This window comes from Pseudomonas sp. CC120222-01a (assembly GCF_003097235.1).
Classification (GTDB): Bacteria; Pseudomonadota; Gammaproteobacteria; order Pseudomonadales; family Pseudomonadaceae; genus Aquipseudomonas.
This window is the reverse complement of the sequence record NZ_QEQQ01000029.1, coordinates 1-23045: the sequence shown is the minus strand read 5'-3', so window position 1 is coordinate 23045 and position 23045 is coordinate 1. Positions and strand designations below refer to the sequence as shown.

Annotated in this window: 18 protein-coding genes, 1 rRNA gene and 1 pseudogene; 13 read left to right on the top strand and 7 right to left on the bottom strand. The window is 62.6% G+C overall.

What is annotated here, in order from left to right; genetic code table 11:
* The first annotated feature begins 357 nt into the window (after positions 1 to 357).
* Positions 358 to 663 carry a DUF2288 domain-containing protein gene (locus tag N430_RS25885; protein WP_110639635.1) on the top strand — a complete coding sequence of 102 codons (306 nt, stop codon included), beginning with the start codon at positions 358 to 360 and terminating at the stop codon, positions 661 to 663.
* A gap of 160 nt (positions 664 to 823) precedes the next feature.
* Here the strand turns inward: N430_RS25885 and N430_RS25880 are convergent, their stop codons facing one another.
* Positions 824 to 3007, bottom strand: coding sequence for a hypothetical protein (locus N430_RS25880; protein ID WP_110639636.1), 2184 nt, complete (start codon positions 3005 to 3007; stop codon positions 824 to 826).
* Between the two features lie 198 nt (positions 3008 to 3205).
* Between N430_RS25880 and N430_RS25875 the strand changes: the two genes are divergently transcribed.
* A complete protein-coding gene (locus N430_RS25875) occupies positions 3206 to 4093 on the top strand; it encodes an NAD(P)-dependent oxidoreductase (RefSeq protein WP_110639637.1) in 888 nt (295 codons plus the stop codon).
* Here N430_RS25875 and N430_RS25870 read toward each other — a convergent pair.
* Together N430_RS25870 and rapA are read right to left on the bottom strand one after the other, a co-directional pair.
* A complete protein-coding gene (locus N430_RS25870; RefSeq protein WP_110639638.1) occupies positions 3993 to 6257 on the bottom strand; it encodes a bifunctional diguanylate cyclase/phosphodiesterase in 2265 nt (754 codons plus the stop codon). The two genes, N430_RS25875 and N430_RS25870, sit on opposite strands and share 101 nt — an antisense overlap.
* A gap of 280 nt (positions 6258 to 6537) precedes the next feature.
* On the bottom strand, positions 6538 to 9384 hold the full coding sequence (rapA, locus tag N430_RS25865; RefSeq protein WP_110639639.1) for an RNA polymerase-associated protein RapA: 2847 nt from the start codon (positions 9382 to 9384) through the stop codon (positions 6538 to 6540).
* Positions 9385 to 9515: 131 nt separating this feature from the next.
* On the opposite strand from rapA, the gene N430_RS25860 reads away from it, so the two are divergent.
* The 7 genes from N430_RS25860 (at position 9516) to N430_RS25840 (ending at position 14361) form a co-directional block, all read left to right on the top strand.
* A complete protein-coding gene (locus N430_RS25860; protein WP_110639640.1) occupies positions 9516 to 10211 on the top strand; it encodes a M949_RS01915 family surface polysaccharide biosynthesis protein in 696 nt (231 codons plus the stop codon).
* Positions 10212 to 10318: 107 nt separating this feature from the next.
* Positions 10319 to 10648: an aspartate-semialdehyde dehydrogenase gene (locus N430_RS25855; RefSeq protein WP_110639641.1), complete on the top strand. Its 330-nt coding sequence runs from the start codon at positions 10319 to 10321 to the stop codon at positions 10646 to 10648.
* 67 nt (positions 10649 to 10715) lie between these two features.
* Positions 10716 to 10877 carry a hypothetical protein gene (locus tag N430_RS29520; RefSeq protein WP_165837386.1) on the top strand — a complete coding sequence of 54 codons (162 nt, stop codon included), beginning with the start codon at positions 10716 to 10718 and terminating at the stop codon, positions 10875 to 10877.
* 135 nt (positions 10878 to 11012) lie between these two features.
* Positions 11013 to 11129 carry a cytochrome c oxidase subunit CcoM gene (gene ccoM / locus N430_RS29860; RefSeq protein WP_275898203.1) on the top strand — a complete coding sequence of 39 codons (117 nt, stop codon included), beginning with the start codon at positions 11013 to 11015 and terminating at the stop codon, positions 11127 to 11129.
* Between the two features lie 169 nt (positions 11130 to 11298).
* A complete protein-coding gene (locus N430_RS25850) occupies positions 11299 to 13287 on the top strand; it encodes an FUSC family protein (RefSeq protein WP_110639642.1) in 1989 nt (662 codons plus the stop codon).
* Positions 13274 to 13480 (top strand): DUF1656 domain-containing protein, encoded by a 207-nt coding sequence (locus N430_RS25845; protein ID WP_027918922.1) that lies wholly within the window; start codon positions 13274 to 13276, stop codon positions 13478 to 13480. The genes N430_RS25850 and N430_RS25845 overlap by 14 nt, the downstream gene beginning before the upstream one ends.
* Positions 13481 to 13491: 11 nt before the next feature.
* Positions 13492 to 14361 carry an HlyD family secretion protein gene (locus tag N430_RS25840; protein WP_110639643.1) on the top strand — a complete coding sequence of 290 codons (870 nt, stop codon included), beginning with the start codon at positions 13492 to 13494 and terminating at the stop codon, positions 14359 to 14361.
* 39 nt (positions 14362 to 14400) lie between these two features.
* Here N430_RS25840 and N430_RS25835 read toward each other — a convergent pair whose 3' ends face one another.
* Complete coding sequence (locus N430_RS25835) at positions 14401 to 15159, bottom strand: SDR family NAD(P)-dependent oxidoreductase (protein WP_110639644.1); 759 nt, start codon at positions 15157 to 15159, stop codon at positions 14401 to 14403.
* 112 nt (positions 15160 to 15271) lie between these two features.
* Here N430_RS25835 and N430_RS25830 point away from each other — a divergent pair.
* Both N430_RS25830 and N430_RS29795 read left to right on the top strand, forming a co-directional pair.
* A pseudogene (locus tag N430_RS25830) lies at positions 15272 to 16168 on the top strand (LysR substrate-binding domain-containing protein); the annotation flags it as partial.
* A gap of 33 nt (positions 16169 to 16201) precedes the next feature.
* Positions 16202 to 16621, top strand: a complete 420-nt coding sequence (locus N430_RS29795) for a DUF2025 family protein (RefSeq protein WP_371922800.1) — start codon at positions 16202 to 16204, stop codon at positions 16619 to 16621.
* A gap of 6 nt (positions 16622 to 16627) precedes the next feature.
* On the opposite strand, the gene N430_RS25825 is transcribed toward N430_RS29795, so the two are convergent.
* Positions 16628 to 19198 (bottom strand): EAL domain-containing protein, encoded by a 2571-nt coding sequence (locus tag N430_RS25825; RefSeq protein ID WP_110639645.1) that lies wholly within the window; start codon positions 19196 to 19198, stop codon positions 16628 to 16630.
* A 55-nt stretch (positions 19199 to 19253) separates the two neighbouring features.
* The gene (locus tag N430_RS25820; protein WP_110639652.1) at positions 19254 to 20327 is read right to left on the bottom strand and encodes a diguanylate cyclase; all 1074 of its coding nucleotides are present in this window, start codon (positions 20325 to 20327) and stop codon (positions 19254 to 19256) included.
* Between the two features lie 130 nt (positions 20328 to 20457).
* Between N430_RS25820 and N430_RS25815 the strand changes: the two genes are divergently transcribed.
* The gene (locus tag N430_RS25815; RefSeq protein ID WP_110639646.1) at positions 20458 to 21552 is read left to right on the top strand and encodes an MBL fold metallo-hydrolase; all 1095 of its coding nucleotides are present in this window, start codon (positions 20458 to 20460) and stop codon (positions 21550 to 21552) included.
* Positions 21553 to 21554: 2 nt separating this feature from the next.
* Here the strand turns inward: N430_RS25815 and N430_RS25810 are convergent, their stop codons facing one another.
* Positions 21555 to 22451 carry a formate/nitrite transporter family protein gene (locus tag N430_RS25810; RefSeq protein WP_110639647.1) on the bottom strand — a complete coding sequence of 299 codons (897 nt, stop codon included), beginning with the start codon at positions 22449 to 22451 and terminating at the stop codon, positions 21555 to 21557.
* A 457-nt stretch (positions 22452 to 22908) separates the two neighbouring features.
* Here N430_RS25810 and N430_RS25805 point away from each other — a divergent pair.
* A 16S ribosomal RNA gene (locus N430_RS25805) occupies positions 22909 to 23045 on the top strand; the annotation flags it as partial.

The following is a 23045-nucleotide window of genomic DNA, read 5'->3' as shown; positions in this document are numbered from 1 at the left end:
GCTCCACTCATTCTGTTGTAATTCTTATAGTCCTGGCGGCCAGGGCTACAGACCGGGCGGGATTTGCGGCATGGCCACGCCACACTGCATGCCCACCTTCCCCCGGAACATGTCCCGGAACTGTACCGGTACAGTGTAGAGCCCTGTTCGCGCGCTTGAAAAGCCGGCTAAAAGTGCCTGTTCCGCGGGTTGTCGCATGATCGACACAAAGATACAGAAAAGCGCCATCACTTTGCCTGCATCCCGGGCCCCACCCCACGACTTCGGGGCCAATCGACCAAATTACATATTTGAAACCGGGTTTTTCTGCAAAAATGCCGGCCTTTTTTCATTGGCCGAATTTGCGGGTACAAACCCATGACTGATCAAACAAGCACCCTCTATGCCAAATTGCTCGGCGAGACGGCGACAATCGAGTGGAAAGCTTTGGAGCGTTTCTGGGCCAAGGGTGACCTGATTTGGGTCGACCCCAGCCTCGACCTGATCGAGGTTGCCGCGGCAATGGCCGAGAATCGCAGCGAGATCTTCGCCAAGTGGCGCAGTGATGGCACTGTCGGGCCGGTTAGCGCTGAGCAGGCGCTCGACCTGCAAAGCCGCGACCCAGAGATCTGGGCCGTGGTGGTTTCACCGTTCATCGTGATTCAGGCCAAGCAATCGGAATAACGACGCGCTTTTTTAGTGCGTAAAAATACGCAGCCGCCCCATGCTGGTGCTTGTTGACGCTCACGTAAGGTGGAAGTTGGTAACAGTGCTGGGCTGATTCGGCGCTGCGGTAACAGTTTACGGGATGCGTAATTGGGGCCGCAAAGCGGCCCCGTCGTGTCTAGTAATCGACCCGGCCGGTATGGCTGTTCAGCGAAATCACCCGGGTCTTGCCGATGCGGTGGCGGAAGATCTCGCGCAGGTACTTCACCGCCTTCTTTACGCACTCGCGCGACAGGCGAATATCGTTGATCGACACGAAGCGGCTCTTGTCGTTGATCAGCTCGCGATACTTCTTCTCGTACATCGGCTTGATCGCGTACCAGTTGGTGTCGAGGATCTTCGCCGGGTTCTCGAACTCGCTGAGCAGGTCGTCGATCCGCTCCTCCTCGAAGTGCTCGCTGGTGATGAACTCGAGGATGGCGTTGTCCAGGGTGTCATCGAAGCGGTACGGGGTGCGGGCGAAGCAGCGCTTGATGAAGGCCACGATCAGGGTCAGGAAGTCGTCCGACAGGCACGGGCTCTTGGCGATCAGGGTTGTCAGCGACAGGTTGGCCGAGGCGCCGATCACCAGTGCGTAGCGCTTGAGTGTGGTATTGGGGAACAGGCTGTTGAGGTGGGTCTTGAGCCGGTTCAGGTCCATGTACGACAGCTTGTAGTCCTTGGGCAGCGAGACGATCGACACCACCGACGAGCAGTTCTTGAAGAAGTGCAGGTCATGCAGTGCGGCGGCGTCGTAACCCGAGGCCTGGTATTGCTCCAGGGCAGCGCGGTAGCGGCGCGACTCGATCGGCAGCAGGCTGATGCCTTCGATGGCCTGGGTCTGCTTGTTGAAGTGCGGCAGGTCGATGGACCGGAAGAACAGGTCGTCGATGTCCAGGCGCGGGGTTTCGCGTTCGAACACCTTGAACTTGTCTGTGCCTGGCGCAGGGGCTTCGGGCACTACCGACTCGGCGTATGCAATCGCCACCGGGCCGGCCAGGCTCATGAACAGGTCGTTGGCGTCCAGGCGGATGGTTTCGCCAATGTCGATGCCCGCGCGGCGAAAGTAGTTCTGGTCGTAGTCGGTAGTCACCGCCTGGGCGGTGAGGATGTTGAAGATCTGCTGGGAGATGTACTGGTTGGCGTGCTTCTCCATGGCGTTGACGTCGATGTTGTGGATGGTGCCGTCATCGCTTTCTTCGGCGTAGCGCATGATGTCGTTGGAGATCAGCATCATCGCGTTCCACGGGCGAATACGGCCCATCACGCTGGCTTCGCTGCTGTCTTCATTATCGAAGTTGTACGAGAAGTCCCATTCTTCCGACAGGTATTTGCACAACAGCCGGCCGGCGTTGATGTGCAGGGCTTCGGACATTTCGCTGCGATGATCCGTTGCGTTGGGCAGTACGCAGATGCCGCTGGTGAAGATCGGCTCGAAGACGAACGAGTGCCCGCTCTTGCCGTCGTTCTCGTCGGCAGGCTTGGTGTCGAAGGTCTTGTTCATGTACGAGTACTGCTGGGCCAGGCCGAATTCCGACGCCATGCCAGAGCCGGTACCGCCACCGGCACTGAAAATGTAGAAGTACAGCCGCGACTGGTTGGCCTTGATGCCGCAGGAGTCGATCAGGTACGAGTGGATCAGCTTCCAGTCGGCGCTGGAAAAGCGCTGGGTGTCCTTGTTGAGGATGATCTTGGCCAGGTACTGGCCGAGGATCGGCGCATTGCCGGCACCGCCTGCATGCACCTCGGACAGGTCCATGATCTTCATCTTGCTGTAGTCGCGCAGGAACTCGCCACGCTCGCCCTTGCGCGAGAAGCGGATACGCCCGGCGATGTCCTTGTCCAGGTCGCCGAGCATCACCAGGGGTTCGACCAGGAACACCGGCTTGACGCCCTTGTTCTGCACCAGGCGCAGGTTCTGGCGGATCCAGCGTGCCGGGCTGTAGCCGGACTCACCCTTGAGGCGGTCTTCGTTGTTGAACTCGTTGAGGAAGAAGGTGCGGGCGTTGTAGACCAGTTCGGCCACGTCCAGGGCGATGTTCGAGCCGCAACGGCCCAGGCCGATCAGGCAGACCGACGGAAACTGCTGCTCCAGGCGCAGTGGGTCGTCGCCCTCGATGTGCTGGTTGCCGGGAAATACCAGGTCACGCAGGCCGTCGAGGTTGTCGAGGATGCGCTGGATGTCCTGCTCGGTGAAGTACAGGTACTGCTGTGCCGGCGAACTGCGTGTCGGCAGCGTGTCACGAACACCACTGGCGGTCGGTAAGTTGGGGAGAGCCGAAGACTCGGGGACCGCATTGGCAGAAGTGTTCGTAGAGGTCATAGTGCGCCATTTGCCTGGTGTCAGTGATTATCAGAGGGTTATGCCATATGGCCATCACGCAAAGCGCCGCGACTCTATCAGTGCGCCATTTGCGGGTGCGATAGGGGTTTCCCTTACTTGTTTTAAGGAATTTTCTGTCGAGCTGGCACTGCATCGCCCGTTTGTCACGCTTCTTTAATCTTCTGCCTGGAGTCGTTCATGAGTACTGCACTGCCTTCGCTGGGATTCGCCGGGATTGGCCTGATGGGCCTGCCAATGTGCCGGCGCCTGTTGGCCGCGGGTTATTCGCTGACGGTGTGGAACCGCAGCCCGGACAAATGCGCCACGTTGGTGGCCGCAGGTGCGCGGTTGGCGGCGAGCCCGGCCGAGTTGTGCCGTGACAGCGACATGGTGCTGTTGTGCCTGGCCGACACGGCAGTGGTGCGCGAAGTGGTGTTTGGCGAGCAAGGCATCGCCGAGGGCGGGCGCAGCGGGCAGTTGCTGGTGGACTTCTCCAGCCTGGAGCCAACCGCCACCCGGGAAATGGCTGCCGAATTGGCTGCCCTGTGCGGCATGGCCTGGCTGGACGCCCCGGTTTCCGGTGGCACGCCAGGGGCCGAGGCAGGCACCTTGGCGATCATGGTAGGTGGCGAAGCCACTGACCTGCAGCGGGCGCGCCCGGTGCTGCAGGTGCTTGGCCAGCGGGTCACGCACATGGGCGGTGTGGGAGCAGGGCAGGTGACCAAGGCCTGCAATCAGATGATCGTGGCCTGCAATGCCTTGGTGATTGCCGAAGTGGTGGCGCTGGCCGAACAGTCAGGCGTCGACGCCACCTTGATCGCCGAAGCCCTTGCCGGTGGCTTTGCCGATTCGAAGCCGCTGCAGATCCTGGCGCCGCAGATGGCCGAAAGCCGTTTCGAACCGGTCAAGTGGCATGTCCGCACCTTGCTCAAGGACCTCGACGGTGCCGTCAAGCTTTCCCGCGAGCAGGGTACGGCAACGCCGCTCAGTGGCCTTGCCGCGCAGCTGATGCGCCTGCACGGTAGCCAGGGGTATCTGCAAAAAGATCCGGCGACCCTGGTAGAGCTGTATCGCAACAAGGGCTGAACACACTTTCGTGGCGGTCGAGCTGATCGAGCAGCGAACGTAGCTCGCTCAGCGGCACGGGGCGGCTGAGCAGGTAGCCCTGCAGGTAGTCGCAGCCCTTGCTGACCAGAAACTCATGTTGCTCGACGGTTTCGACGCCTTCGCTGACCACTTCCAGGTGCAGGGTGTGGGCCATGGCGATGATGGCCTCGATGATCTCGCGATCCTTCAGGCTGCCGGGCACATCCTGCAGGAATGAGCGGTCGATCTTCAGCACGTCCAGAGGCAGGCGTTTGAGGTAGGCCAGCGACGAATAGCCGGTGCCGAAATCGTCGATCGACAGGCCGACACCCTGGCCGCGAATGCGCTTGAGCAGGCTGACGGTATGCTCGATGTCACCCATCAAAGCGTTTTCGGTGACTTCCAGTTCCAGCTGGCGAGGCGCCAGGCCCGCCTGGAACAGCGCCACTTCCACTTCGCTGGGCAGGGCTTCATGGCCCAGGGTCACTGCCGAGCAATTGACCGTGACCTTGAGGCTGGTAAAACCATGCTGCTGAAGCCGGGCCAGGTCCTGGCACGCGTGGCGCAGCACCCACAGGTCGAGGTCGACGATCAGGCCGTTGGCTTCGGCAATGCCGATGAACCGGTCAGGCCCCATCAGCCCGTGCAGCGGGTGCTGCCAGCGCACCAGCGCTTCGAGTTTGGCCACCTGGCCGGTGCGCAGGTCGAAGATGGGTTGGTAATGCACGCACAGGCCGCGTTCTTCGAGCAGGGCAATGCGCAGTTCCTCTTCCAGTTGCAAGGCCAGGCTGGCACGGGTTTTCAGGCTGCTGTTGAAAAAGTGCAGGCTGTTGCGCCCGCAGCCTTTGGATTGATAGAGGGCAAGGTCGGCATGCTTGAGCAGTTCTTCGGTGGTCAGGCCATCATCGGGGTAGATACTGATGCCGATGCTGGTGGTCATGACCATGCGCCGGCCGCCCAGGTCGATCGGCTCCTTCATCCGTTGCATGATGCGCTGGGCCAGGTGGCGTGCCTCGTCGTGGCTGTTCAGGCTGGTGACCACACAGAACTCGTCACCGCCGAAGCGGGCCACCAGGTCGTGGCTGCGGGTGGCAGCCGTGATGTGGTTGGCGATCACCTTGAGCAATTCGTCGCCGGCATCGTGGCCGAGGCTGTCGTTGATCCGCTTGAAGTGGTCGATGTCGAGGAACATCACGGCCAGGCGGTGTTCATTGGGATCCTGCTCTGCCAGGCGTTCGGCGAAGATCTGGTTGAAACCACGGCGGTTGACCAGGTTGGTCAGGGCGTCGTAGTGGGCGGCCTGTTGCAGTGACTCGCGGGCCTGGTCCAGTTGGCTGAGCAGCACGCCGTAGCGGCGCAGGTCGTCTTCCTTGCTCTGCAGTTTCTTGTCGGCCAGGGCGGCGCTGATGCTGCTGCCGCTGATCAGCAAGGTGATGAAGGCGATGGTCAGCCCCAGCTGCAGGCTGTTGTCGCCCGAGGGCAGGCGCAAGGCGGTGTCGGCGGGGATTACCAGGGTCATGGCCGACATGGCGGTGAAGTGGGTGGCCACGATGCCGCTGGCCATGATCAGGCTGGCGCCATACTTCATGGTCTGGTGAAGGGTACCGCTGCCGTTGCGGAAGTAGCGGGCCAGCAGCAACGCGACAAGGCTGGTGAGCAGGGCGATGACGGCGCTGCTTAGCAGCAGGCCGGTCTGGTAATACTGCTGTGCTCCGGTCTGCAGCGCGGCCATGCCGACGAAATGCATGATGACGATGCCCAGGCCGATAAGCAGCGCGCTTTGCAGATAGTGCTGCGGGCGCATTTCACTGCGGTCCAGGCTGGTCATCGCCAGCCAGGCCACCAGCAAGGCGATCAACAGTGACAGGCCGGTCAGCGACACGTCGTAATGCATTTCCACCGGGGCCTGAAAGGCCAGCATGCTGATGAAGTGCATGGCCCATATGCCGCCGGCCAGGCAGCAGGCGCCGAGCACACGCCATTGTCGCTGGGCAGCGCGCAGCTCGGTGTGGGATTGGCGCTCGGCCATGTCGAGGGTCGCGAAGCACGCTGCGCTTGCCACGGCAAAAGCGATCAGCACCAGTAACGGTTCATGGCGGCAGTCGATGACGATGCGCCCGGTTACCGGCAGTTCGGTGAACAGTTGCAGTCCCAGCCAGTCCATTGCTTGCCCTTTGCTCGAGTTTTCACTCGTCTCCGTTCGAGCCCTGTGGAGACTGTTCTGGGGCAGTATAGAAACGGGTGGTTAAACCTTCCTGAATAGTGGCACTTTGGGTTCAATGATTTGGCTCTGGCGTTGATAGCCAGTTGGCATAACGAACTGGGGCCGCTTTGCGACCCTTTCGCGACACAAGGCCGCTCCTACAGGTGATTGCGGTTTCCTGTAGGAGCGGCCTTGTGTCGCGAAAGGGTCGCGAAGCGGCCCCAGTTATATGACAGGTGGATCAGCCCGCGACCAATACGCGAATGGCCTCCAGGCGCAACGCCGCCTTGTCCAGCATCGCCAGGCCTTGTTCACGCTGCTTGCGCAGTGCATCGATCTCGCTGTCACGCACGCTCGGGTTGACGGCTTGCAGCGCGGTCAGGCGTGCCAGCTCTTCATCGGCCTCGGCGGCCAGGCGGCGTTGGGCTTCAGCCACACGCTCGACGTGGACCGGCATGACCTTGGCTTCACCACCACTGATGCGCTGGGCCAGCACGTCACGCTGGGCCTGCACGAACTTGTTGGCGCTGGCACGTGGCACGCTTTCGAGCTGGTCGTTGAGGGTTTCGAACGCCACCCGCGAAGCCAGGTCGTTGCCGTTGGCATCGAGCAGGCAGCGCAGCGCCGCTGGCGGAAGGTAGCGGCCCAGTTGCAGGCTGCGCGGCGCCACCACCTCGCTGACGAACAGCAGTTCGAGCAGCACGGTACCCGGCTTGAGCGCCTTGTTCTTGATCAGCGCAACGGCGGTGTTGCCCATCGAGCCGGACAGTACCAGGTCCATGCCGCCCTGCACCATCGGGTGTTCCCAGGTGAGGAACTGCATGTCTTCACGCGACAGCGCCTGGGCGCGGTCGTAGGTGATGGTCACGCCTTCGTCGTCGCCTAGCGGGAAGCTGGCGTCGAGCATCTTCTCGCTCGGCTTGAGGATCAGGGCGTTTTCCGAATGGTCTTCGCTGTCGATGCCGAAGGCGTCGAACAGGGTTTCCATGTAGATCGGCAGGGCGAACTGGTCGTCTTGCTCGAGGATCGCCTCGACCAGCGCCTGGCCCTCGCCGGCACCACCGGAGTTGAGCTCCAGCAGGCGGTCACGGCCGCTGTGCAGTTCTGCCTCCAGGCGCTCGCGCTCGCAACGGGCCTCGCTGACCAGTGCGGTCCAGGCCTTGGCATCGCCGCCTTCGAGCATCGGCAGCAGGCGCGGGCCGAACTGGTGCTGAAGGGCGTTACCGGTCGGGCAGGTATTGAGGAAGGCGTTCAGGCCATCGTGGTACCACTGGAACAGGCGCTCCTGCGGGCTGTCCTGCAGATACGGAATGTGCAGTTCGATGGTGTGCTTCTGGCCGATACGGTCGAGACGGCCGATGCGCTGTTCGAGCAGGTCCGGGTGGGCCGGCAGGTCGAACATCACCAGGTGGTGGGCGAACTGGAAGTTGCGGCCTTCACTGCCGATCTCCGAGCAGATCAGCACCTGGGCGCCGAATTCCTCGTCGGCGAAGTAGGCCGCGGCGCGGTCGCGCTCGAGGATGCTCATGCCTTCGTGGAACACCGTGGCCGGGATGCCGGAGCGCACGCGCAAGGCGTCTTCCAGGTCCATGGCGGTTTCAGCGTGGGCGCAGATCACCAGGACCTTGGTGCGCTTGAGCATCTTCAGCGTGTCGATCAGCCAGTCGACCCGTGGGTCGAAGCGCCACCAGCGTTCGTCATCGCTGACTTCACCCTGGGCCTGGAAGGCCACTTCCGGGTACAACTCGGCGTGCTCGCCGGCTGGCAGGTCCTGATATTGCTCGGGGTTGGCCAGCGGATACGGGTGCAGCTGGCGCTCGGGGAAGCCCTGGACCGCCGCACGGGTGTTGCGGAACAGCACGCGGCCGGTGCCGTGACGGTCGAGCAGTTCGCGGATCAGGCGGGCACTGGCCTGGGTATCGCCGTCGTTGACTGCAGCCAGCAGGGCTTCGCCTTCGGCGCCGAGGAAACCTTGAATGGTGGCATGGGCCTTGGGCGACAGGCGGCCTTCTTCAAGCAGTTCCTGCACGGCTTCGGCCACCGGGCGGTAGTTTTCGCTCTCGGCGCGGAACGCCGCGAGGTCATGGAAACGGTTGGGGTCGAGCAGGCGCAGACGGGCGAAGTGGCTGTCCTGGCCAAGCTGTTCGGGGGTCGCGGTCAGCAGCAGCACGCCCGGGATGACCTGGGCCAGTTGCTCGACCAGGCTGTATTCGGTGCTGGCCTGCTCTTCGTGCCACACCAGGTGGTGCGCCTCGTCGACCACCATCAGGTCCCAGCCAGCGGCGAACAGCGCGTCCTGGGCCTTTTCGTCATCGACCAGCCATTCCAGGGCGACCAGCGCCAGCTGGGCATCCTCGAACGGGTTGCTGGCGTCACTTTCAATGAAGCGCTCGGCGTCGAACAGGGCGACCTGCAGGTTGAAGCGCCGGCGCATTTCCACCAGCCACTGGTGCTGGAGGTTTTCCGGGACCAGGATCAGCACGCGGCTGGCGCGGCCCGACAACAGCTGGCGGTGAATCACCAGGCCGGCTTCGATGGTCTTGCCCAGGCCTACTTCGTCGGCCAGCAGAACGCGTGGGGCGCTGCGGTCGGCAACTTCGCGGGCGATGTGCAACTGGTGGGCGATCGGCTGCGCGCGGCAACCACCCAGGCCCCACAGCGACGACTGCATCTGCTTGCTGGTGTGGTGCAGGGTGTTGTAACGCAGGCTGAACCACGACAGCGGGTCGATCTGCCCGGCGAACAGGCGGTCGCTGGCCAGGCGGAACTGGATGAAGTTCGACAGCTGGGTTTCCGGCAGGGTGCGCGCCTGGTTCTGGCCATCCAGGCCGTGGTAGACCATCAGCCCGTCGATGTCTTCGACCTCGCGCACGGTCAGCTTCCAGCCTTCGAAGTGGGTGATCTGGTCACCCGGCGAGAAGCGCACGCGGGTCAGCGGCGCATTGCGCAGGGAATACTGGCGGGTGTCGCCAGTGGCCGGGTAGAGCACGGTCAACAGGCGGCCATCCTGTGCCAGGATGGTCCCCAGGCCAAGCTCCGCTTCACTGTCGCTGATCCAGCGTTGCCCCGGTTGATACTGCTGCGCCATACTGCCTGAACTCCCGCGATGAAAAGCCGGCTATGTTAACGGATAGGCCGGGCGGACCATAGACCAGAAGTCCATGAGTCTAGCTGTTTCATCGCAGAACACCGTCTTGCTGACGAGGGCTACGCACCGATATGCCGCTCAAGCACCGCTGGTTGCACACCTCCCTGGCCCTGGGCAGCTTGCTGCTGCTGGCCGCCTGTGAACAGAAAAATTTTGAAACCCTGCCTGCGATTCCGGTCGAGCAGCTCGAAGTGCTGGGCGTGCAGACGCCGATCAAGAGCGTGCACTTCCGCGACCGCGACGGCGAGGGGTTGCTGGTGCTCAGCCGCAGCGATGGCCAGGCGGTGGATGCCGAGTCCGAGCAGGAGGTCGACAAGGTGGTGCTCAAGGCCACCCTGTACGGGCGCACCTCCGAGAGCGACGTATTCAAGCCGCGCTGGCAGATCGAGCAGGAAACCACCTGCCCGGGGCTGGACCTGGATGTCGACTTCTATACCGATGTCAGTGACGTCAGTGACCTGAACAAGGACGGTGTCGCCGAAGTGACCGTGGCCAGCCATTCCTTCTGTGGTGGCGGCATCGACCCGCACGACATCGCCATCGAGATGCGCGAGGGGCAGAACGCCTACACCATCACCGGCCAGTCGCTGATCACCCCGGCTGGAGAAGAACCGGTTGGCGGCGAGCGTGAAGACAGTGCTTCGTTGAAGAACGCGCCACAGGTGCTGCGCGAGCATATGGACTCGGTCTGGCAGCAGGTCTACAAGCGCCCCTGGAGCGAAGCCAGCCCGCCGGCCGACGACGACCCTGAGGATGAAGCCGAGTAACGGCTGTCTATACTGGCATGGCGCGGTCGTGAGTGGCCGCACATCCTCACTTTCGACGCTCAAGCTGGCTAACGGATGGCCGATACAGTGGGCACAGGAGAATTTCCATGCTGCCGCCGATCATCCCGCTCAGTGCTGCCCCGGTGACTTCGCAACTGGACCCGGTCAAACAGACCCCCGACATCAAGCCGGTGGTGCCGGTGCAGCCTTCGTCCAATGAAAGCGCCATCGACCTGAAGCAGCAGCGCGACCCGCAGCAGCAAGTCCTGTTGCTGCGCGAAGAGCAGCGTCGCCAGCAGCGGCGCAACAACAAGGGCGAAGCGGAACTGTACAGTGCCTTGCCGGGTGACGAAGTAAACGCCGACAACACCGTACCGGTGGCGCCAATGATGGGCGAGCACCAACGCCAAGGCCTGCTGGTCGATATCGAAGTCTGACGCGGGGCTGGTCACGGCCGGCGCCTGGCTTCATGATGCAAGTCTCTGTAGATCGTCGAGCCCACCCATGAGCCAAGACAACCTCATCGACTTCGATGCCGAGCGCGCCAAGCGCATCCATGACCTCAAGGAAAAACGCCTGAACGAAGTGCGCCAGGCGTTCGAGCAGGCCATGCCGCTTGCCACCGCGAAGAAAAAGAAGCCCAAGGGCAAGCCCAAGAAGCGCTGAAACTTGACGCAGGTCAACCCTGCACCCGCCTCGCGTGCCCGGTCCCGGGCAGCATTGACCCTGATCAATTTTCCCCGCCCCCGTATTCGTTACCTTGCATCCATCGGACAACGGCAAACGAATCGGGAGGCCAGCATGTTTTTCGACAATGTGGTTATCGCGGGCGTGGTAACGGTCGGGTTGATGTTTGCATTCTTTGCCGGTCTGGGCATTTTCATCTGGAAGGACTCGCAAAAGCGCAAGCCGCGCTGACCTTCCGGATCCACGAGCACGCAAGGCATTTTGGGCGACTTCGGTCGCCTATTTTTTTGTCCGCGTTTTTTGTCGACAAAGATGATTAGCTAGCTAATTAATCGTCTCGGCAGTATCCTTTCCCCATTGTCTATCGTTCATATAACCATCCCCCCGCAAGGTCCGATTCGTGCCCATTACCCTCCAGGCCCTGTTCGCGCCCAGCAGCCTCGCCATCAAGTTCGCCATCAAGACCTTGCTTGGGGCGGGCCTGGCGCTGTGGCTGGCCATGCGTTGGGGGCTGGAGCAACCTTCCTGGGCGTTGATGACCGCATTCATCGTCGCCCAGCCGTTGTCGGGAATGGTGGTGCAGAAGGGCCTGGCGCGTCTGGCCGGGACCTTGGTCGGCACGGTCATGTCGGTGGTGTTCATCGGCCTGTTCGCCCAGACCCCATGGCTGTTCCTGATTACCCTGGCGCTGTGGCTGGCCCTGTGCACGGCTGCCTCCACCCAGTTACGCAGTGCCTGGGCCTATTCGTTCGTACTGGCCGGCTACACCGCAGCCATCATTGCCTTGCCCGCCATCAGTCACCCATTGCAAGTGTTCGACCAGGCGGTGGCGCGTTGCACCGAGATTTGCCTGGGGATCTTCTGCGCCACTGCCAGCAGTGCCCTGATCTGGCCGATGCGGGTCGAGCAGCAGCTCGCCGGGCAGGCCCGTCAGGCCTGGCAGAACGGCTTGCAGGCAGCAGGCGCCATGCTTGACGGCGAGGACGAAGCGCGCAAAGGGTTGTTGGACAGCCTCGGCCGTATCGTCGCCATCGATACCCAGCGCGAGCATGCCTGGTTCGAGGGGCCGCGCGGGCGGATGCGGGCCAAGGCCATTCGTGGGCTGAGCCAGAAGCTCATGGTACTGCTGCGCATTTCACGCTCGGTCCGCCGGCAGTGGCGGCAACTGGACGCGCACGAAGCCGGGCGCCTCGGTCCTTGGCTCGAAGAGCTGCGAGCCCTGCTGGTCAGCCCCGATCAGCCGAGCCTGCTGGTGTTGCGCCAGCGCATCTGGGATGCCGCGCATGACGAGCAGATCAGCTCTGCCGAGCATTTCTGCCTGGCGCGCATGGCCTTGCTGCTGGACTTCGCCATGGCCGCCACCCAGGCCCTGGACGATGTCGAGGCGGGCAGGGCGCCCAAGGATGTCGCCCAGGGCCTGGCGGTGCACCGCGACTGGTCGCTGGCCTTGCTGTTCGGTTCACGCAGTGCCTTGGCCTTCCTGGTGATGAGCAGCTTCTGGCTGGCCACTGCCTGGCCGTCGGCGCCGGGTGGGCTGGTGCTGACCTGCGTGGTCTGTAGCCTGTTCGCCAGCCGCGAGAACGGCGCGCAGATCGGCCTGAGTTTCTTGCGCGGGATCTTCCTGGCGATCCCGGTCGCCTTCCTGGTAGGCCAGATCATCCTGCCGCAATGGAGCAGCTTCGCCATGCTCTGCCTGGGCATGGGTGTGCCGCTGTTCTTCGGGGCGCTTGGCATGGCCCATCCGCGTACCGGCGCCACGGCGACCTCTTATTGCCTGCATTTCATCGTGCTGGTCTCGCCGCTCAATGCCATGACGTTTGGTGTGGCGACCATGCTCAACAGCGCCCTGGCCATGTTGGTGGGCGTGGGCGCCGCCGTGTTGGCGTTCCGCCTGCTGGTGTTCCGTCACCCGGCCTGGCTTGGCCGGCGCCTGCGCGCCGCGACCCAGAGCGACCTGGTGCGCTTGACCCGGCGCGATTTGCGCGGTGCCGACAGCTGGTTTGGCGGGCGCATGGCCGACCGCCTGATGCAGCTGGCACGGCATGCCAGTGAATTGCCGGCCACCGAGCGCAAGCGTTGGGACGACGGCCTGCATGGGCTGGATATCGGTGACGAGCTGGTGCACTTGCGCATGTGCCTGGCGGTGGCCCAGGTGGCATTGGCTGGCGCCGAGCGCGAGTACCTGCAGCAGGTCGAGGCGGTGCTGGCCAAAGGCCCGGCTGCTGGTCGCGGGCAGCGCCTGGATGCGGCTAGCGAGCAGTTCATCGCCGCCTTGCAACGGGCGCCGGCCAGCGACCCGTTGCGCCTCGCCCAGGGCGCGGTATTGCAGCTGCAGAAAAGCTGGGGGAAATGGTGCCGTTCGCAGGAGGATGCCCATGGGCTTGCGTGAGTGGGAACTGGGCGGTGTGCTGCTCAGTCCGTTTCTGATTTATGTGCTGATGGCGCTGGCGCTGACCGGCGTGCTGCGCCTGGTGGTGCAGGCCACGCCCCTGGGGCGCTGGATCTGGCATGAAGCGCTGTTCGACACGGCGTTGTTCGTTTGTGTGCTGTTCCTGGTGGTTCGCCTGCTGGGGCCTTTGTAAGGAGTGATTCAATGCGTGCCGTCGTCCGTACCCTGGTGACCTTGTGCGTGGTCGCCATTGCCGTTCTGGCCGGCTTCAAGCTCTGGCAGTACTACATGCTCACGCCGTGGACGCGTGATGCCCGGGTACGTGCCGATGTGGTGGTGATCGCCCCGGACGTGTCTGGCTGGGTGCGTGAGCTCAAGGTGCAGGACAACCAGCAGGTCAAGGCTGGCGACCTGCTGATGAGCATCGATCGCGAGCGCTTCCAGGCCGCCTTCGACCAGGCCAGCGCGGTGGCTGAAACCCGCGCCCAGCAGCTGCACTTGCGCGAGCGTGAAGCGGCGCGGCGCACGGCCTTGGGCCCGGAGGCGATCAGTGCCGAGCTGCGCGAGAATGCCCAGATCAATGCCGCCGTCGCCCGCGGCGAACTGCATGAGGCCGAAGCCCAGTTGCAGGTGGCGAAGATCAACCTGGCGCGCAGCGAAGTGCGGGCGCCGCGTAGTGGTCATATCACCAATCTGCGCCTGGCCCAGGGCAACTATGTGAATACTGGTCAATCGGTGATGGCCCTGGTGGATGACTCGACGTTCTACATCCAGGCCTATTTCGAGGAAACCAAGCTGCCGCGCATTCGGGTTGGCGATGAGGTGAGGGTCTGGCTGATGGGCGCGGGTGATGCGATGCAGGGCCATGTGGAAAGCATCAGCCGCGGTATCACCGACAGCAACAGCAATCCGGACAGCCAGCTGCTGCCAGTGGTGGAGCCGACCTTCAACTGGGTGCGGCTGGCGCAGCGGATCCCGGTGCGGATCAGGCTGGACCAGATTCCCGAAGGCGTGCACCTGAGCGCGGGGATGACCGCCAGCGTGCAGGTACATGAGGATCAGATAGAACAGTGATGGCCAAGGGGGCTGCAAAGCAGCCCCAGAATCTTTGCCTTAAAGGAACATCCCGCCAGACACTTCCAGCCGCTGCCCGGTAATCCAGCCATTGCCCTCTTCGAGCAACAGCGCGATGGCGGCGCCGATATCATCGGGCAACCCGACCCGCCCCAGCGCCGTATTGCCGGCAATGAAGTCATTGACCTGCTGGTTGTCGCGCACCACCCCGCCACCAAAATCAGTCTCGATCGCCCCCGGCGCAAGGATGTTGACGCGGATGCCGCGTGCCCCGAGTTCCTTGGCCTGATACCGGGTCAAGACTTCCATCGCCCCCTTCATGGCCGCATAGGCGGCATACCCAGGCAGTGCGAAACGCGCCAGTCCGGACGAGATGTTGACGATGCGCCCGCCATCCACCAGCAACGGCAGCAGCCGCTGGGTGAGGAAGAACGGCCCCTTGAGCTGGATGTTCAGCAACTGGTCGAACTGCGCCTCGGTGGTTTCGCTGAATGGCACATTCAGGCCGATACCGGCATTGTTCACCAGGAAATCGAAGCGCTCACGGCCGAAGTGTTGTTGCAAGGTCGCGCCCAGGCGTTCGCTAAAGTCGGCGAAGCTGCTGCTGTCGCCGACATCCAGTTGCAGCATGGCCGCCTTGGCGCCAGCCGCTTCGAGGGCCTTGGCCACTTGCTGGGCTTCGTCAGCCTTGCTGTGGTAGGTGCCGATGATGTCGATACCGCGTGCAGCCAGGTGTTCGGCGGTATTGCGGCCCAGGCCACGGCTGGCGCCAGTGATCAAAGCGATCTTGCGAGTCATGTCGTATCCCTCGTGGGTGGTGGATGACGGACAGGTTATTGATCGTGCTGCGGCTGTTAAATCCGGCGGAATCGGAAATACTGTTCGTGTGTTTCGAACAGTCGGGGTGGATATGAACAAGCTGGAACTGCTGCGCACCTTCGTTCGGGTCAGTGAGTTGAGCAGTTTCACACTGGCGGCAGACAGCCTGGGCCTGCCGCGCTCGACGGTATCGGAGCAGGTGAGGGCGCTGGAGCACTTGCTCGGCACGCGCCTGTTCAACCGCACCACGCGGCGCGTGCAGGCGACCCAGGACGGTACGTTGCTGTATGAGCGTAGCAAGGACCTGCTGTCGGGCATGGACGAGATCGAGAGCCTGTTCCGCGCGGACGATGCCGAGCTGGCCGGCTGCCTGCGAGTCGACATGCCGACCATGATGGCCCGCCGTGTGATCATTCCGGCCTTGCCGCAATTCTTGTCGCGGTTTCCCAGGCTGGAGGTCGAGATCAGTTGCACTGATCGGCAAGTTGATCTGCTGCGTGAAGGCTTCGACTGTGTCATGCGTATCGGTGCGCTAAGTGACCTGGATGTCGTGGCGCGGCCTGTCGGCCAGTTGAGCATGCGCAATTGCGCCAGCCCCGCCTACCTTGCCCGTTGCGGCGTGCCACAGACCCTGGACGATCTGGCGGAGCACCGCCTGGTCCACTATGTGCGCAACCTGGGGGCGCGCAGCGCGGGCTTTGAATACGTGCAGGCCGGCCAGGTGTGCTTTCAGCCCATGGCCGGCGCGGTCACGGTCAACAATGCCGAGGCCTATTCGGCGGCATGTCTGGCGGGCCTCGGCTTGATCCAGGTGCCGGCCGTCGGTGTGGCGCATCACCTGGCAAGCGGCGAGCTGGTGGAGGTGATGCACGGCTGGCAGGCACAGGCCATGCCGGTGTCCTTGCTGTATGCCCGGCAACGCCATGTGCCACGCAGGGTCCAGGCCTTCATGGGCTGGCTGGGCGGGCTGCTGGCGTCGCAGGTCGACCCGCTGCCTAGCGACGAAAACCTTGGCGCAACGATGAGCACATGGGCTAGGCTGCCCACTGCGCGTCGCCCATCAGAGGCGACCGTTGCCTGCCTGGCGTGCGTCACTTCCGTTCATTTGCGAGGTTACGTCATGGCCATCACTTCCCAGGACATCTGCAGCGCTGCCGACCAGCTCAATGGTTTTGTCGGCTTTCATGGCAAGCGCGGCGTCCATATCGTGCGGTTTTCCGAGGACGCGTTCGGCATGGACGTGGCGGATGACAGCATCACCCCCTGCAGCGAATTCGTCTGGCGGCCACAACAGGGCGCGCGCATGGCACTGTGTCGGGAACGTCTGGCGCTGTTGCTGGAGCAGCATGTGGATGACCGGCTGAACATCGGCGAGCCATTGCGCATCTACCTGCGACGCAGCGATCTGCCGGAAATCGTCGCCGAGCGCTCCTTGCGCTGAGCTGGTTCATGTGGCATCGGCAGCGCAACCCGGTTTGTGTTGCAACAATTGCTCGAAGCCGGCCCTGTCCAGTGGCCGGCTCAGGTAGTAGCCCTGCACTTCATGACAATTGTCCCTGGCCAGGGTTTGCAGCTGCTGTTCGGTTTCAACGCCCTCGGCGGTCACGGTAAGCCCCATGGCCTCACCCAGGTTGATGATGGCCTGCACGACCGCCCGGTCGTTACCGGTGGAATTGGCAAGGCCGGCGATGAAGCGCTTGTCGATCTTGATGCTGTCGAACGGATAGGTCCGCAGGTAACCCAGCGACGAGTAGCCTGTGCCGAAGTCGTCCATGTTCAGCCGCACGCCCAGTTCCTTCAGCGCAAGCATGGTGGCCAGGGCGCCTTCGATATCGTTGAGCATCACGTTCTCGGTTATCTCCAGTTCCAGCCGCTGGGCGGGGAAGCGCGTATCCAGAAGGATCTCGCGAATGTCGGCAACCACGTCGCTGCGCAAGAACTGCGCCGGTGACAGGTTTACCGACACCAGCAGGTGCTCCGGCCAGTCGAGCGCACTGCGGCACGCTTCGCGCAACACCCAGCGTCCCAAGGTGACGATCAGCTCGCTCTGCTCGGCCAGCGGGATGAAGGTATCCGGGCCAAGCAGGCCTTCTTGCGGATGTTGCCAGCGCAGCAGGGCCTCGACCGAAACGATGCGCAAGTCGCCCAGGCGGTAGCGTGGCTGGTAATGGAGAACGAATTCGTTGTTGTTCAGGGCGCGGCGCAGGTCATTTTCCAGTTGGCGGCGATACTGGATCTGCTGGTTCATCTCGGCGCTGAAGTAGCGCCAGGTGCCTTTGCCATCGGCCTTGGCCTGGTAAAGGGCGATGTCTGCACAGCGGATCAGCTCGCCAGCATTGAAGCCTTGGGTGCGGGTCTGGGCTATACCGACGCTGGCGCCGATGTGCAACAGATGGCTTTCGAAGGCGATGGGCTGTTGCAGCAATTCGATGAGCCGCCGGCACAGCTTGTCGATCTCGCTGCGGTTATCCATGCCGGTGAGCACCAGCACGAATTCGTCTCCGCCCAGACGCGCCACCAGGTCGACGTCGCGCGTGGTGTCACGCAGGCGCGCGGCGACCTCTTGCAGGACTGCATCACCTGCCGCGTGGCCAAGGGAGTCGTTGATGGGCTTGAAGTTGTCGAGGTCGAGCAGCAGCAGGGTCAGCGGCGGCGATTCGCTGCCGCGCAGCAATGCCTGTTCCAGGTGGCGGGCCAGCTTGTTGCGGTTGGCCAGGCCGGTCAGCGGGTCGTGCAGCGACAGGTGCTGGATGCGCGCATGGGCCTCGACTTCGTCGGTGATATCGCTGGCCGTGCCGCGAAAGCCGGCGAGCTTGCCATCGAAGCGGATCGCCCGGGCTGAAATCCGGCAGTAGCGGCTCAGGCCATTGTGGTCGAGGTAGGCACAGCGCAGGTTGGCCGGTTGCTCGGAATCGGCCTCGGCCTGGGCGTCGAGCCAAGGAGAAAGGGGCGTGGTTTCACAGCTGAGCAACTGGTTGAGCGGCTGGCCCAGCCAGGTCTCGACCGGGTCACCGGTGACCTTGACGAACCGCTGTGACAGATAGGTCAGCCGTTGCTGGCGGTCGGTCTCCCAGATCCAGTCGGACGCAGCCTCGGCGACCGCGCGAAAACGCTGTTCACTGGCTTCCAACGCCTTATTGCTCTCCTGCAGGCGCTCAAGGCTGAGGTCGATGGCGCGGGAGCTACGCAGCGCATGGCGAAACAGATAGAGCATGACCAAGGCCAGTATCAGCAGTGCGCAGATCAACGGCGGCAGCACAGCCCATAACAGTTGTCGCCCGGGCTGCGGGCTGGTCCAGGTCAGGTGGTAGCCAGTATTGCCCAGGGCGATCTGTTGCTGGGGGCGGTCGTGCTCGCCGTTCTTTTCGATGTGCATGTGCGCAAGGCCGGCCCCCGCGCCCAGGCTCTCGAGCTTGGCTTCGGTTAGCTGGTCGACGAACAGCATGACCGGTGCCTGGCTCACCTCCTGCGCGGAAACATCCCGGTCCGGGCGCACGGCGGCAGCGCTGAGCACTGCTGGCCAGTTGTTGAACATGACGAAGCGGGTAATCTGCTCGCGGGCGCTGGCGGCCCCACGTGCCGCGTCGATGACTTCGGCCAGGGGGGCATCGATGAAACTGCCAGCATCCGCCTGGGTCGGTGCCCCCTTGAAAAGCGCATAGGTGGTGCGTTGGTCCTCCACCACGAATACCCCTTCGTAACCGCTGGCGCTGTACAGCGACTCGCCGACATTCTTTTCTTCATAGGCCCACTGCCAGTCGACCTTGCCAGCCAGGTGTTCGAAGGCAGCGTCCCACACCGCATAGCTGGAAAGAAACTGCCTGGAGGCCAGCAACCGTTGTTCCAGCGCCTGGGTGGCATGGAATGCACTGCGTTGCTGCTCCTGTTGGTCGAGCGTGGCGGCGATATTGAACAAGGCACCCAGCGTGACCAGGCAGGCGAGGCCGAAAACTGCGCAGAAGCCGCCAATCAGATGACGGACTTGGAGACGGGGGAGGGGGCTGGCGGTCCTGGCCATGCGCGAACAACTCCTTGTTGACTGCAGTCCCCTGCCGGTCAATCAGCAAGGAGGTTCAGTCAGGATAGGCCAGCCTGAGCGGGGTGGCCTCGCCTTGGGCGAAATTGACCTGGTCGCGACCGCGGCGCTTGGCGCTGTACAGCGCCTTGTCGGCCTGCTCCAGCCAATGCTCGGGGGACTGGAGGTCGGCATGGAACGCCGCCAGGCCAATGCTCAGGCTGATGCGCAGGTGCGGCAGCTGCGGGTTGCGGTAGCTGGCGACCTGTTCGCGCAGGCGCTCCATGGCCTGGCAGGCCTGAGCCTCGCTGGTGGCGGGGAGGATCACGCAGAACTCATCGCCGCCATAGCGCCCGGCCTGGTCGGACTCGCGCAGGTTACGCTTGAGCTCTTCGCTCATCTGGCGCAGCACGCAATCGCCGACCACGTGGCCGAAGGTGTCGTTGATGGTCTTGAAGTGATCGATGTCGATCAGCGCTATCACGGCGGGCGACTGTTGCTGCCGGCAGGCCTGGAACCTGAGTAGCAGCAGGTCTTTCCAGGCACCATGGTTGAGCAGGCCGGTCAGGCTGTCGGTCAGGCTCAGGGCGCTGAGGCGGCGCTTGTGCTCGCCCAGTTTGATCGCCAGGCGGTAGCAGACCCAGCCCAGGGCCAACGGATACAGGGTCAGCATTGGCAGGCAGGCGTAGATCTGCAGCGCCGTGGCGTTCAACTGCAGCCCCGTGCCCAGCAGTGCGCTGGCCAGCAAGATGCCGGCCAGTTGAGCCATGACCCCGCGAACGATCATGCGCTTTCCGCCCGCCGCCACATTGTTCATGGTCATCATCGACAGCACGGTCACAGTCGGCAGCGGGTTGAAGTGCATGGCCGCAGTCCAGAAGCCGCCCAGCAGCGAGTCCAGCAGCAGGTTGCGCTGTTCGGCCTGATAAGGGGCCGCTGAACGCGATGCCCACTGATAGGCGACATGAGGCCAGAGCAGGCCATTGAACAGCAGCAACGCCCAGACCCAGGAGGGCGGCGATAGAGGTGCCACGCCAGCAGCTACGCTGAACAGGCCGATCCCCAGGCCGATGACACGCGGCAGGTAAATGCGCTTGACGAAAGAAAGTCCCTTGCCTCTGCGATTGTCCATCATGGTCGTTGTTCTTCTGCCGGGGTGCCGTTTATCGCATAACTCACGTGAATATTGTTGAACAGTGTTTCATCGACGAAAAATGACCTTACAAGCCAATTCACGGTTGATGTGATCCCAGTGGGGTAACATGAAGCCTTTCCTCTTGCTTGGAGTGTTGCTGCTCATGGCTCCCATGGCTATTCCTGGCGATCAATCGGCGCCACAGCGGGACGGACGTTTTCACAATCAGGCCAACCTGCCTCAGGATGGTGTGCTGAAGAAGCTGCGCATCGGCCTCAAGTACCTGTTTCTGCGCAAACCGCCGGAAACCCGGCCAGCGGCCGCGATCAGCGTACAGCCCATGACCCGCCAGCAGGTGCTCGATGCACCGGACCACAGCCTCTGGCGCCTGGGCCATTCCACAGTATTGCTCAAGCTACGAGGTCGCTACTTCATTACCGATCCGGTCTTCGCCGAGCGCGCCTCGCCGGTGCAATGGGCTGGGCCGCTGCGCTTTCATGCGCCCCCGCTGGGGCTGGATGAATTGCCGCCGCTGGCGGCGGTGATTTTGTCCCATGATCATTTCGACCACCTCGATGAGCAGGCGATACGTCGACTGGCCCCGCGTGCAGAGCGCTTTCTGGCACCGCTCGGGGTGGGTGACCTGCTGATCGACTGGGGCGTGCCTGCTGCAAAGGTCGTGCAACTGGACTGGTGGCAGGAAGCCGAAGTGGAGGGTGTGCGTTTCGTCGCCACGCCCGCGCAACACTTCTCCGGGCGTGGTTTGTTCGACAGCAACCGTACCTTGTGGGCTTCCTGGGTGCTGATAGATGACCAGATGCGCCTGTTCTTCAGCGGTGATACCGGTTACTTCGCCGGCTTTGCTGAAATCGGCGAGCGCTTCGGGCCGTTCGACCTGACGTTGATCGAGACCGGTGCCTACAACGTGGCTTGGCCCAACGTGCACATGCAACCGGAGCAGAGCCTGCAGGCACACCTGGATTTGCGCGGGCGCTGGATGCTGCCGATCCATAATGGCACCTTCGACCTGTCCATCCATGGCTGGCAGGAGCCGTTCGAACGCATCGTCACCCTGGCAGCTGCAGCCCAGGTGCGGCTGAGTACGCCACAGATGGGCGAGCGGGTCAGTATCGACTCACCGCACGAGGGGCAGAACTGGTGGCAGCCGCACCCGGCGCGTCAGCGGGGCAGGGCGGCCGAACGGGCATTGGCGGCGCGCTGAGTTCAGTCCCGGTCTTGCTGGTTTTCTTCGTCCTTTATTTCTTCGTCCTTTAATAGTTGCGATGGCGGCTTGCCGCTGTCGCTGCGAACCTGGGCATGGCTGATCAGGGCGAAGATGAAACTGCCACCGATGATGTTGCCAGCCAGGGTCGGCAAGGCGAACGCCAGCCAGAAGCTGCGCCAGGTTTCGTCGCCGGCCCATACCAGGTAGGAAACTTCCACCGAGCCAACGACGATATGGGTGAAGTCACCCAGCGCCATCAGGTAGGTGATCATCAGGATGATCCAGATCTTGGCCTGCTCCATGGACGGGATCATCCAGACCATGGTGGCAATCATCCAGCCCGATACGATGCCTTTGGCGAACATCTGGCTGATGTCGTTCTTCATTACCTTGCGCCCGACTTCGAGGAAGGCCACGTCGGTCTTGCTGTCGAAGATCGGCAGTTCGAGCATTACCCAGGCCACCAGCAAGGTGCCCGCGAGGTTGCCGAGCAGCACCACGCTCCATAGCCGCAGCAAGCGCCCGAGGTTGGCCAGGGTTGGCGTGGTCATGACCGGCAGCACGGCGGTGAGGGTGTTTTCGGTGAACAGTTGCTGGCGTGCCAGGATCACCGCGAGAAAACCGGCGCTGTAGCCGATGCTGGCGATGACCTGGGCGCTTTCACCTTCAGGCAGTCGGGCATAGAACAGCCCCATGGCCATTAATGACAGGCCCATGGTCAGGCCTGCGGCAAGGGCAGACCACCATAGTGCTGCGAGCGTTCGCTCCAGTTCCTGATCGCCCTGGGAACGAATGATCTCGTGCAGTACCGCAGCCCGCGGCGGCTGGTTATGACTGACTTCCTTTTCTTCGTCCGCCGACAGGCCAGGGGTCTTTTCGCTCTGCGCATCGCTCATGGCCTTTACGCTCCACGGGTTGTTTCTCTACAGAGCGGCGCTTCATGCATTTAGTTGCCAGGCGGCCGCAGATGAAGATCGAAAGTTTTTTCAGATCAAGGTGTTGACTCTGATTTCAAAGCGCGTATTATTCGCCTCCTCGCAGCGTTGAACGCAACGAGGCAAGCGGTAAGTTGTTGAAGTTGAACACTTTTGAAAGAAAGCAGCTTCGAAAAAACTTCAAAATAACGCTTGACAGCAAATGAGGAAAGCGTATGATGCGCGCCTCGGTTGAGACGAAAAGCTCTTAACCAAACGCTCTTTAACAAATCGAATCAAGCAATTCGTGTGGGTGCTTGTGAGTACGGACTGATAGTCACAAAGATTATCAGCATCACAAGTGGCCATGCGAGAAATCACATAGTCATTTGGGATTGCTGAGCCAAGTTTAGGGTTTCTTAAAAACCCAAGCAGTATTGAACTGAAGAGTTTGATCATGGCTCAGATTGAACGCTGGCGGCAGGCCTAACACATGCAAGTCGAGCGGATGACGGGAGCTTGCTCCTTGATTCAGCGGCGGACGGGTGAGTAATGCCTAGGAATCTGCCTGGTAGT

Excerpts from the sequence above, each read along its gene's own strand:
- N430_RS25860 (WP_110639640.1), top strand. The coding sequence starts at position 9,516 with ATGCCGCTCAAGCACCGCTGGTTGCACACCTCCCTGGCCCTGGGCAGC.
- ccoM (WP_275898203.1), top strand. The coding sequence starts at position 11,013 with ATGTTTTTCGACAATGTGGTTATCGCGGGCGTGGTAACGGTCGGGTTG.
- N430_RS25835 (WP_110639644.1), bottom strand. The coding sequence starts at position 15,159 with ATGACTCGCAAGATCGCTTTGATCACTGGCGCCAGCCGTGGCCTGGGC.
- N430_RS25820 (WP_110639652.1), bottom strand. The coding sequence starts at position 20,327 with ATGGACAATCGCAGAGGCAAGGGACTTTCTTTCGTCAAGCGCATTTAC.
- N430_RS25845 (WP_027918922.1), top strand. The coding sequence starts at position 13,274 with ATGGGCTTGCGTGAGTGGGAACTGGGCGGTGTGCTGCTCAGTCCGTTT.
- N430_RS25885 (WP_110639635.1), top strand. The coding sequence starts at position 358 with ATGACTGATCAAACAAGCACCCTCTATGCCAAATTGCTCGGCGAGACG.
- N430_RS25875 (WP_110639637.1), top strand. The coding sequence starts at position 3,206 with ATGAGTACTGCACTGCCTTCGCTGGGATTCGCCGGGATTGGCCTGATG.
- N430_RS25815 (WP_110639646.1), top strand. The coding sequence starts at position 20,458 with ATGAAGCCTTTCCTCTTGCTTGGAGTGTTGCTGCTCATGGCTCCCATG.
- N430_RS29795 (WP_371922800.1), top strand. The coding sequence starts at position 16,202 with ATGAGCACATGGGCTAGGCTGCCCACTGCGCGTCGCCCATCAGAGGCG.
- N430_RS25870 (WP_110639638.1), bottom strand. The coding sequence starts at position 6,257 with ATGGACTGGCTGGGACTGCAACTGTTCACCGAACTGCCGGTAACCGGG.
- N430_RS25840 (WP_110639643.1), top strand. The coding sequence starts at position 13,492 with ATGCGTGCCGTCGTCCGTACCCTGGTGACCTTGTGCGTGGTCGCCATT.
- rapA (WP_110639639.1), bottom strand. The coding sequence starts at position 9,384 with ATGGCGCAGCAGTATCAACCGGGGCAACGCTGGATCAGCGACAGTGAA.
- N430_RS25810 (WP_110639647.1), bottom strand. The coding sequence starts at position 22,451 with ATGAGCGATGCGCAGAGCGAAAAGACCCCTGGCCTGTCGGCGGACGAA.
- N430_RS25855 (WP_110639641.1), top strand. The coding sequence starts at position 10,319 with ATGCTGCCGCCGATCATCCCGCTCAGTGCTGCCCCGGTGACTTCGCAA.
- N430_RS25880 (WP_110639636.1), bottom strand. The coding sequence starts at position 3,007 with ATGACCTCTACGAACACTTCTGCCAATGCGGTCCCCGAGTCTTCGGCT.
- N430_RS25825 (WP_110639645.1), bottom strand. The coding sequence starts at position 19,198 with ATGGCCAGGACCGCCAGCCCCCTCCCCCGTCTCCAAGTCCGTCATCTG.
- N430_RS29520 (WP_165837386.1), top strand. The coding sequence starts at position 10,716 with ATGAGCCAAGACAACCTCATCGACTTCGATGCCGAGCGCGCCAAGCGC.